An 8,219-nucleotide genomic window follows, 5' to 3' on the forward strand; every position below is an offset into this window, starting at 1 on the left:
TTTTCACTCCATTAACAAGTTGAAAACGATTTTACATGTTTAAATATAAATTAGTCAGCGCACTTATGGAACGTTCCAGTAACGTTATTCACATTGCGTGTTGGTCGCACTAATAATTCGGTCAATTTCGCCACTGTTATTAAACTGATAAAGCCCTTCGTTTATATCCTCTAATACTAAAAGCCAATTATGCGCACGCTTACTAATGGCAAAATATAACGAGTTATATTGCAAAGGAATGCTTTCTTGCTCAATGGAAGAAAGCAAAGACTGTTTTTCAGGTTTAGTTAAAGAGGAGTAAGCCACAGATGATTTCAAAGCTTGAGGATCGCCTATAACCAAATCAACACGTTTAGCAGTCAGTAGCTTAACAAGCTGTAAATCATCAACAGAGGTGATAACTTCAAACTCGCCATTGTCCATCATGGCATCAAACTCTGGCGTATTTTGATACCCTCGAACAACACCAATCTTTTGCCCTTTAAGTGATTTTAAGTTTCCTGTGAAATGGTCTGTATCGCCTTTCCTTTTTAAAAAAGCAATTTCGCCACCTTTAAACGAATTAGATAAGCCGAGTAATTCTCGACGTGTTTTACCATCAACGTAATCGGAGGGGGCTGTATCTTCTATAAAGTATTCAGGCATTAGTATGTCAGCCCTGCCTAGTTCTACATTTCTTACCGCTCTTGCCCAAGGCAAAAATTCAATATATACGCTGTAGCCCTTACTATTTAACAAGGCAATTGAAAATTGATAAACCCAGCCTTTATTACATACATTATTACCAATATAGGGAGGCCAATCGAGTGTGGCTAGATGAAGTGTTTGTTTGGAGTTTTTAGCTTCATAGAGCACCCCTGATTTATGGGAATGCCCATTTAAAGTGTGTTGAGTACCGTTTTGAAAATACTCAACCGATGTTTCAGCAAAACTATTACTAGTTGTTAGCAATAATATAAAATAAAACCAGCGCATTTTAGTATCTATTTGTGATTAATAGTGTTTTTAAGTTTAGCTACTACTAACACTTTTGCACAAATAAACCTTAACTAATCAGCTTTTTTGCCACCTCATTTTATTGTTTGTATCACGAGAGCTAATAATAGTATCGTCACTACTCTCAACGCCGCCTAATTTAGCCAAGCGGTCATACAAAACTACATTACAGGTTGCCGCTAAATTCATACAGCCAATAGTTGGAATATAAACAACCTCATCGCACCACTTTAAGACGTCTTTTGATACAGAACCATCTTCGGGCCCAAATACATAAAATGCATTTTCAGGATGTTTAAACTCAGGTAAAGGTGTTGCACCTTCAATAAGCTCAATAACCACAACCTTTGCGCCTTGTGGCTTTATTGCTTCTAAATTATCTGTTTCGGTTAAAGGAATACGCTCCACTACATTTTTTGTATCTGTATGGAATTTTTTGGCATTTAAGTAGCGATTGCCTGTAAAAAAAACTTGTTTAGCGTCATAACAGCCAGCTGCTCGCAATACACCACCAACATTAGTCGGGCTTTTAGGATTGATTAAACCAATTACGGCTTGTTGTTTACTCATTAATCTACGTCCTTTGTTGGCCATTCTGCAATGTACAAATCAAAGTCGTCGAGCTTTACATCGCAATCTTTTACTGTTTTGTCTTTTACAGAAATACCTAGCTCATGCATCTTTGTTTTATCACCATTATTTAATAACGGATGCCAAGAAGCCAAACCACGACCTTCATGTAAACGACGGTAACTGCAGCTTTGTGGCATAAAAAAGATGTCTTTAAGGTTTTCTTTTGTGAGTTTTACACAAGAAGGAACAAGCGTTTGGCGGTTTTCATATTCGCTACAACCACAGGTGTTGTTATCAAGATACTGACATACAATATTAGTAAATATTAATTGCTCACCTTCGCGTAACTGATCGGTGGCGGTAAATTCGTCTTCATCTTCGCTATCAATAAACGTATTTAAACAACATTTTCCGCATCCATCACAAATGGCTTCCCATTCGTTTTGACTCATGTCGCTTAAGCTTTTTTTAAGCCAAAATTGTGTATTTGCTAATTGTTGATCAAACATAGTTTACTCGTGCCCCCTAAAGAGCGCGCATTCTACCGTATTGCTGTAAATGGCGCAAAGCCAATACCCTTTCAAAGTACTGGCTTTGCGCTACAAATTAGCTTTGAGATTTAACCCAACGCTTAATTTTTTCCTCTAGAATTGGCATTGGCAATGCGCCATCAATTAATATTTGCGTGTGAAACGCTTTAATATCAAATTTATCACCCAGTTGTTTTTTAGAAAAATCACGTAATTCTTGAATTTTAAATTGCCCTAACTTGTAAGAAAGCGCTTGTCCTGGCCATGCAATATATCGCTCAACCTCTGCAATTACATCACTCTTGGCCATAGATGAATTTGCAAGCATGTAATCTATACCTTGTTGACGCGTCCACCCTTTTGCATGAAAACCGGTATCAAGCACTAAACGCATTGCGCGTAATTGCTCATCCGATAAACGTCCATACCACATATAAGGGTCGGTAAATAAGCCTAGCTCTTTGCCTAAGCTTTCTGCGTAAAGCGCCCAACCTTCTGCAAACACGGTATAACCACCAAATTTACGAAAATCAGGTAAGCCCTCAATTTCTTGCTGAAGTGCTATTTGAAAGTGATGACCCGGGGCTGCTTCGTGAATCGATAAAGTTTCGAGTAAAAATTTAGGCTGCGCTTTTAAGTTATAAGCATTGATATAAAAAATACCAGGACGAGAGCCATCAGGCGCCGGAGATGCATAGGATGCACCTGCTGCCGACTGCGCTCTGTATGCTTCAACTGCTTTTACAACGTAAGGTGCTTTGGGGGCTATGTTAAAAAGTAGAGGCAAACGCGCATCTATTTTTTTCTTAACGTTTTCATATGCCGCAATTAACTCCTCAGGCGTGTCGTAGTAAAATTCATCTGAATCACGTAAATGATCAAAAAATTCTGATAACTCACCTTTAAAGCCTACGGTTTCTTTTACTTTTTTCATTTCGCTTAAAATGCGCGACACTTCACTTAAACCAATGTCATGAATTTCGTCTGCAGATAAGCTAAGCGTTGTGTTTTTCTTAATTTGGTATTCGTACCACGCTTTACCGTTTGGTAAGTCACTGTAACCTACGCTTTCTCGACTATTAGGAATATACTGATTAGCTAAAAAGTCGCTCATGCTTTTATAAGCCGGTACTAAGTGCTGCATAATCAATTGACGATACTGCGCTGTAATTTTTTGCTTTTGCTGTGCGCTAAACGATTCTGGTAATTTTTTAATTGGTCCCCAAAATAATGAATCTTCGGCATTTTTAACTACATGAGCTGCAAATTGTGGCTGTAATTTTTCAGCAAGTGGTTTTGGTAACGTAATACCTAGTTTAATGCCTTGCGCCATTGAACGCTCTACACTGGCAAGCCACTTTACAAAACCTTCGCTACGCGAGATAAAAGCGGTGTAATCTTCAACGGTATTAAACGGCTGAGCACTTTGACCTGAACCAAAACCTGCAAAGGTGTTATGCGCACCCGCCATTTGATTTATTGGTAGTAAATAATCAGGAAACTGCATGCCTTCTAATTTAAGTGCAAGGTCGCGCTCTAATATTTCAAAACTTAAAAGCGACTGCCCTGTTAACTGTGCTTTATCTATAAAGTTTAAACGCTGTTGATATTTTTTATAAAAAGCCGCTTTTTTAGCTCTATTTTCTTTTGAAATCTCAGGCGTAAATTGATCGTTAAACTCGTTACGACCATTGTACGTTGCGCTGATAGGGCTATATGTGAGCGATTCATCGTAATACTGTGCAACAAGTACATCGAGCTGTTGCTCTGCTGAAAGCTCTGAAACAATACCTGCCGATGCGTTAACTGTGTTTAACTGTGTACTGGTATTAGTCTGTGTACTAAGCTCAGTATTCATACAGCCACTTAAAGCAAACATAACGCCACTGGCAACTAATGCTAATTTAATTGATTTCATGTTAATCCTTTTTAATATCGTTTCTTAATTATGCGCATTAAACCGTGCTTAATAAAGAAATTACGATAGATTGCATTCATCGTATTAAATTTGCACTTTTATCTGAACTTGTTACATTTCTATTAATTCAAATATGATTTAAAAGAAAAATAAAATGAAAAAACAACTACTCAGCACCTCTATTGCCTTACTTTGCTTAACCACATTTAATACCCATGCAGTTACATACCTATCGGCTAAAGCCATGGTTGATGTTGAAGATGGCAAGCTAATTAAATCCCCTTTAATTACTATTGATGATGGCGTAATTACAAACATTGAACAAAATAAAAAACCAACGCTGTCTAAAGATGATAAACATATTCAACTCCCTGATTTAACCCTTATGCCAGGTTTAATGGATATGCATGTGCATCTAACAAGCGACCCTACGGTTCCGCGCAGTGAACGCTTGGGTCAATCAGTACCTAGAATGGCGATTAAAGCGGCTCATTTTGCTAAAAAAACCTTAGAAGCTGGATTTACAACAGTACGTAATGTTGGCGCAGAAGGTTACAGCGTTATAGCGGTGCGTGACGGCATAAATGCGGGTGACATAGTTGGCCCTCGTATTTGGGCTGCAGGCCCATCACTCGGCATTACTGGCGGGCACTGTGATAACAACCGCCTACCTCCTGAGCTTAAATATACTTCAAGTGGCGTCGCAGACGGTCCATGGGCTGCGCGTATAAAAGTACGCGAAAATATTAAATACGGGGCAAATGCTATTAAGTTTTGCGCCACAGGTGGAGTATTTTCAAAAGGGACTAAAGTAGGTGCACAGCAGTATTCTTTTGAAGAAATGAAAGCCATTGTTGATGAAGCCCATATGCGAGATTTACCAGTAGCTGCCCATGCACACGGCACAAGCGGGATTAAAACGGCCATTAAAGCGGGTGTTGATAGCGTAGAGCACGCCAGCTTTTTAGATGACGAAGCGATAGCACTTGCCAAAGAGCATGGAACTTGGCTTTCTATGGATATTTATAACACCGAATATACGCTAACTTATGGCGAGCAAAACGGCGTAGACGAAGAAAACCTAAATAAAGAGCGCCAAGTGTCTAAAAGGCAACGTGATAGCTTTAGCCGTGCTGTAAAAGCGGGTGTTAAAATGGTGTTCGGTACCGATGCAGCAATTTACCCGCACGGAGATAATGCAAAACAGTTTAGCCGCATGGTTGAATTTGGCATGACAGAACTACAAGCCATTCAAGCATCCACTATTAATAGCGCTAAGTTATTAAAAATGGATACTCAGTTAGGACAAATTAAAACCGGATTTGCAGCTGATATAATTGCGGTAAAAGCAAATCCTCTTAAAAGTATTAAAACCTTAGAGGCAGTACCTTTTGTAATGAAAGCAGGTGTTGTTTATAAAAACCAGTTGTAAATACACACTATTAAGGCTGAGTTTACTCAGCCTTAATAAAACTCTCACCCATATTGAATATGCCATAAAAGGGACACCGTCCCCCTATTAGACTCGCTTTTGTCTATTAATTATCCGAACAGTTTTATTTAATCAAATAAAATGAACTTTCTATTCACTTTAAAAACAATAACCATTATCATTCGCGCAAATTCAATAACGCGAATAGTTATCACTCTATGAAAACGTTTAAGTACTCTCTTATTACTCTTGCTTGTTTAAATGCAAATATGGCATTTGCCCAAAATACACAAGTTGATGCTGATATTGAACGCATCAGCGTATACGAAAAGCAAAACCGCGTGGTGATGAGCTCTGGTCTTGCTACTAAATCAGACATGTCTTTAATGGAAACACCTGCACCGGTTGTAATTATTGACCGAGAACTGATTGAATCTCAAGGTGTAGATAGCTTACAAGATTTAGTTAGAAACGTAAGTGGCTTAACACAAGCAGGTAATAATTACGGTATTGGTGATAACTTAGTAATTCGTGGTTTAGATGCAAACTACACCTACGATGGTATGTACGGTGGTGCAGGCCTGGGTAATACATTTAACCCAACTCGTTCACTTACAAATGTTGAATCTGTTGAGGTTTTAAAAGGCCCTGCAACAGGTTTATATGGCATTGGTAGCGCAGGTGGCGTAATTAACCTAATTGAAAAAAAGCCAGAGTTTGAAGAAAAACACAAAGTATCGGCTGAGCTTGGCCAGTGGGATAGCTATTCATTATCGTTTGATAGCACTAACGCTATAACAGATGATTTAGCTTATCGTGTTATGGCTAAAACAGCGTCAAGTGACGGATTTCGCGATTTAAAAGAGGATCGCGACGAAATTTATACCTCGCTTAAATACGTGCTTAATGACAGACAAAACATCATGCTTTCTGCAGCCTATATAAAAGATGAAATAGCGGTTGATTCTATTGGTCACCCTATTCGTATTTACAATGCAGAAACTGCAAATGGTTTAAGCGCGGGTGAAGTAACCGGTGCCGATTTAGTAAACGATCCAACAGGAAGCGGCGTACAGTTAAGTGATGCACAACGCGACCAACTTGCTAATTCATTATCTGCATCTGATGGCTTAACACCTTATAGCTTTGGCACAAATGGTATTATTTCACCAATGGCTGATGCTAACGAAGGTGAAGAGTTGCGTTTTAAATTAACGCATAACTATTACATTACTGACGATTTGTTTTTAAACCAGCAGCTACAGTACCGTAACTACACATCAAGTTTTGCGCGCCAAACAGGTGCATATAACTACGTCTATTCAACACGCGATGGAATAATTAATAACGACCCTCGTGCTCCATTAGTTGAAGACGGTGTACTATACCCGTATGCAGCACGCCGCCAAGAATACCGCCAAGTAGAAGCAGATGAGAAATCGTGGCAGTACTTCTTAGATTTACGTTATGACTTTATGTTAGGCGACGTAGATAACGAATTACTAGTTAACGCCAACTACGAAGATAGAGATATTCGTTTTAAACAATTCTCAATATGGGATCAAGATTACGTACTCACAAACAATGATGGTGATGTAACGTACCAAGGTTCTTTGCCGTATATTTACGATATAAGAGAACCAAATTGGCCAACCGGTAACTTTGAAGATTACGATCCGCTTAAAACAAGTGACTACAATAAAAAAGTACAAGCATGGGGCTTAGGCATTCAACATGTTGGTTACATAACTGAAGAACTTACAACGCGTATTGGTGTGGCATATAACCGAATTGAGCAAACTTATGAGCACTTTGGTGTTGATGAGCGTTACAGTTCTAGCCGTGCAGAGCCAACACCTGAAGCGAGTACATCAGATTCTGGCTTAACGTATAACCTTGGTGCAACGTATCAGCCATCTGAAGATTTATCTGTATTTGTAAATCATTCAAAAGGACGTACAGCGTATAGTGTATTAGGCTCTGTGGCAGGTAACGAAGCTGACCGAGAAGATTCAGAGTCTATAAGTAACGACCTAGGCTTTAGATTTAAAGCATTTGATGACCAACTACTCGCATCTGTTGTTATATTTGAAAGCTCTCGTACTAATTTAGAATACGCAAACCCGCTTTATGACGCTTTAACATCAAGCTCAGATGTACCTGAAAGCTATTATGATGGTAAAGAGCAAACAAAAGGTGTTGAGCTTGATTTAAATGCTTACTTGAACGATAAATGGAAAGTAAACGTAAATGGTATTTATCAAGATGCACGTGACAAAAGTAATCCTAACAGCAGTAGTTACGACACACGCCAAAAAGGTGTGCCTTACGTAACAGCAAGTACGTGGGTAACCTACTACGCAGATATGTTTAATTTACCTGAAGCTGTAAATATAAGTGGTGGTATTACATTTGTAGATAACAGAAGTACTAATTCAAGTTCATTCTCGATTCCTGATGGTTATGTACCAAGCTATACGACTTACGATACAGCTGTATCGTATACAACTGATAAATGGCATATGCAGTTAAACTTAAATAACTTGTTCAACAAAAAGTATTATTCAAAAGCGATGTTTTTAGGTGGTATGCCAGGGGAAGAGCGTAATGCAAAACTAAGTTTTAGTTACACTCTTTAACTTGTTAACCTGATGTAATGGTCTCCTCCCTATACGGCATCTATGTGCCATGATTAAAGTGGTTACAATAATCAAAGGGAGAAGACCAAAATGAAGATTACAACAATTGGTTTAGACATAGCAAAAAGATT

Annotated in this window: 6 protein-coding genes; 2 read left to right on the forward strand and 4 right to left on the reverse strand. The window is 38.6% G+C overall.

Going from position 1 to position 8,219, the window contains the following annotated elements; genetic code table 11:
- Nucleotides 1-84 precede the first annotated feature (84 nt).
- From H4J63_RS09940 to H4J63_RS09955, 4 genes are all read right to left on the reverse strand, one after another.
- Complete coding sequence (locus H4J63_RS09940) at nt 85-975, reverse strand: ABC transporter substrate-binding protein (protein ID WP_149603708.1); 891 nt, start codon at nt 973-975, stop codon at nt 85-87.
- Between the two features lie 78 nt (nt 976-1,053).
- The gene (locus H4J63_RS09945; RefSeq protein WP_182196279.1) at nt 1,054-1,566 is read right to left on the reverse strand and encodes an RNA methyltransferase; all 513 of its coding nucleotides are present in this window, start codon (nt 1,564-1,566) and stop codon (nt 1,054-1,056) included.
- Nucleotides 1,566-2,078 (reverse strand): YcgN family cysteine cluster protein, encoded by a 513-nt coding sequence (locus H4J63_RS09950; RefSeq protein WP_004334734.1) that lies wholly within the window; start codon nt 2,076-2,078, stop codon nt 1,566-1,568. Before H4J63_RS09950 ends, H4J63_RS09945 begins: the two co-directional genes overlap by 1 nt.
- 97 nt (nt 2,079-2,175) lie before the next feature.
- The gene (locus tag H4J63_RS09955; protein WP_182196281.1) at nt 2,176-4,017 is read right to left on the reverse strand and encodes a DUF885 family protein; all 1,842 of its coding nucleotides are present in this window, start codon (nt 4,015-4,017) and stop codon (nt 2,176-2,178) included.
- A gap of 154 nt (nt 4,018-4,171) precedes the next feature.
- On the opposite strand from H4J63_RS09955, the gene H4J63_RS09960 reads away from it, so the two are divergent.
- Nucleotides 4,172-5,449: an amidohydrolase family protein gene (locus H4J63_RS09960; protein WP_182196284.1), complete on the forward strand. Its 1,278-nt coding sequence runs from the start codon at nt 4,172-4,174 to the stop codon at nt 5,447-5,449.
- 218 nt (nt 5,450-5,667) lie between these two features.
- Nucleotides 5,668-8,088, forward strand: a complete 2,421-nt coding sequence (locus H4J63_RS09965) for a TonB-dependent siderophore receptor (RefSeq protein WP_138490081.1) — start codon at nt 5,668-5,670, stop codon at nt 8,086-8,088.
- Nucleotides 8,089-8,219: the final 131 nt, after the last annotated feature.

This window comes from Pseudoalteromonas sp. 5Ae-yellow (assembly GCF_014077565.1).
Classification (GTDB): Bacteria; Pseudomonadota; Gammaproteobacteria; order Enterobacterales; family Alteromonadaceae; genus Pseudoalteromonas.

Excerpts from the sequence above, each read along its gene's own strand:
- H4J63_RS09950 (WP_004334734.1), bottom strand. The coding sequence starts at position 2,078 with ATGTTTGATCAACAATTAGCAAATACACAATTTTGGCTTAAAAAAAGC.
- H4J63_RS09955 (WP_182196281.1), bottom strand. The coding sequence starts at position 4,017 with ATGAAATCAATTAAATTAGCATTAGTTGCCAGTGGCGTTATGTTTGCT.
- H4J63_RS09945 (WP_182196279.1), bottom strand. The coding sequence starts at position 1,566 with ATGAGTAAACAACAAGCCGTAATTGGTTTAATCAATCCTAAAAGCCCG.
- H4J63_RS09965 (WP_138490081.1), top strand. The coding sequence starts at position 5,668 with ATGAAAACGTTTAAGTACTCTCTTATTACTCTTGCTTGTTTAAATGCA.
- H4J63_RS09940 (WP_149603708.1), bottom strand. The coding sequence starts at position 975 with ATGCGCTGGTTTTATTTTATATTATTGCTAACAACTAGTAATAGTTTT.
- H4J63_RS09960 (WP_182196284.1), top strand. The coding sequence starts at position 4,172 with ATGAAAAAACAACTACTCAGCACCTCTATTGCCTTACTTTGCTTAACC.